This is a genomic window from Alloscardovia venturai, assembly GCF_042676605.1.
Lineage (GTDB): Bacteria > Actinomycetota > Actinomycetes > Actinomycetales > Bifidobacteriaceae > Alloscardovia > Alloscardovia venturai.
Genome location: NZ_JBHTHQ010000018.1, coordinates 1 through 1,666 on the forward strand (window position 1 = coordinate 1; position 1,666 = coordinate 1,666).

4 protein-coding genes are annotated in these 1,666 nt (G+C 42.5%); 1 reads left to right on the forward strand and 3 read right to left on the reverse strand.

Annotated elements, in window-relative coordinates; translation table 11 throughout:
- Positions 1-15: 15 nt before the first annotated feature.
- Positions 16-138 (forward strand): LPXTG cell wall anchor domain-containing protein, encoded by a 123-nt coding sequence (locus ACFQY8_RS03350; RefSeq protein ID WP_377938502.1) that lies wholly within the window; start codon positions 16-18, stop codon positions 136-138.
- 213 nt (positions 139-351) lie between these two features.
- On the opposite strand, the gene ACFQY8_RS03355 is transcribed toward ACFQY8_RS03350, so the two are convergent.
- From ACFQY8_RS03355 to ACFQY8_RS03365, 3 genes are all read right to left on the reverse strand, one after another.
- Positions 352-534, reverse strand: coding sequence for an addiction module antidote protein (locus tag ACFQY8_RS03355; RefSeq protein ID WP_377938499.1), 183 nt, complete (start codon positions 532-534; stop codon positions 352-354).
- A gap of 396 nt (positions 535-930) precedes the next feature.
- Positions 931-1,236 carry a hypothetical protein gene (locus ACFQY8_RS03360; protein WP_377938500.1) on the reverse strand — a complete coding sequence of 102 codons (306 nt, stop codon included), beginning with the start codon at positions 1,234-1,236 and terminating at the stop codon, positions 931-933.
- A gap of 16 nt (positions 1,237-1,252) precedes the next feature.
- Complete coding sequence (locus ACFQY8_RS03365) at positions 1,253-1,492, reverse strand: hypothetical protein (protein ID WP_377938501.1); 240 nt, start codon at positions 1,490-1,492, stop codon at positions 1,253-1,255.
- Positions 1,493-1,666: the final 174 nt, after the last annotated feature.

Consider the following 1,666-nt stretch of genomic DNA (forward strand, 5'->3'; position numbering starts at 1 on the left):
GTTACTGCTGCGCCATTGGCTCAGACTGGTGCACAGGTCACCAGCCTCGCAGTTGCAGGCCTTGTCCTCGCTGCCGCGGGTGCAGGGTTGACTATCCGTCGCCGTTGGATGGATATTGCGGGCAAGCACAAGGCATAAAACCTTTTAACAAGTTTTAAGGTTTAATGCGAAAGAGACCACCCCTAGGGGTGGTCTCTACTCATATGCAAGCAGTAAATTATGCTGGTTGCAGTTGCGGACGAGTAGTCACCTGTTCTTGAGGATGTGACTGGAAAGAAACATCCACACCCAGAACAGTAAGAACCTTAAAAATTGTGGTCATGCTTGCCAAACAAAGTCGTATAAAGACTTTCACGCCCCACACCTATTCTGCTCAGCAAGACGTGTCATACCATACGCTTTAGCAACATCACCCAAAGCAAACGCGAAATGTTTCGCATCTCCATGAGAAATAGCAGCAGTAAGATACTGAGCAATATCCTCAGATGATGTGAGATACTTAGCAGGGTCAAAACGTGAAATCTTTACTACCATAAAGTCTCCTTATATATTTACTTAATAAATATTGTACTGTTCCATGTTTGTTGAATTAAGAAATCAATATCCATTAAAAACACGGAGTAATAACCTTTTATGCGTAAAACATTCTACCGGCTAAGTGGCTACACTATTTTCGGTTTTGCTTTCTGCTGCTCACTATAAAATTTGTAGAAAACAAACGCCTTTGATACACAGATATTAAGAGGCATCATAAGTGAATATAATAGGATGCAATTTGTAATTTGACCTGGTAAAGAAATATACAATACTGAAAATATTCAGGTATTTATGTACGAGATCTTACAATTCGTAAAAACACCCTTAATATACTTTGGGTCCCTTTACCATTAGAAAAGTAAAGAGAACCCAAAAACGAAATACGCACGCTTGTTATGCTGGTTGCATTCCTCGATGGAGAATATCACGTGCTAACTGGCTACGCGATGAGCCAAGCCTTTTTGCCTGCGCGTCCAACATATCTAACCATGACTTAGGCACGCGAATATTCAAAATAGCTGTCTCAGAAGACTCTTCTACTCGTGGGCGCCCCGTTTTCAAACGATATAACGCTTCTTCAACAGTAGGAGCATCATCGGCAGCACGCATAAGTATTTCATTCATTGCCTGTTGTGCTTCCTTGCCGTGAAGAGTAACAGCCTGGCTCTCATCCCATGGAAAATCTGGGTAATCACTCATGATTTACTCCTTGTCTCTAGTTCATAAAATTATCTTGTAAAGCGTTCACATGAAAAACGTGGATACGTCCCGTCTTATCTCTTTTCATAATGATTTCGAGTCGCGGAACAAGTGAGTCGCCATGATGATCGCCGACAAGCTTAATGTACTGCACACCCGCCTGAGTGAAACTCTGCATATCTATAACATGCGCTACTGCGTAGAGTACATCGTCAAGCGTGTAGCCATGCTTACTCGCAGAGCTCTCAAACTTCAATACCTCTATCCAGGGTCACACCACTATTGTAACACAAAACTGTATGACAAAACAAGTCTGGTCTGACAACGTAAAGGAATAAAAACACTGATCTCTACAAAATTTGTGCGGGCGGCTAAGGTGTGCACAAGAAAATCTTGCGCACACTCGTGCTTAACGGTGCAGCAAAGATGC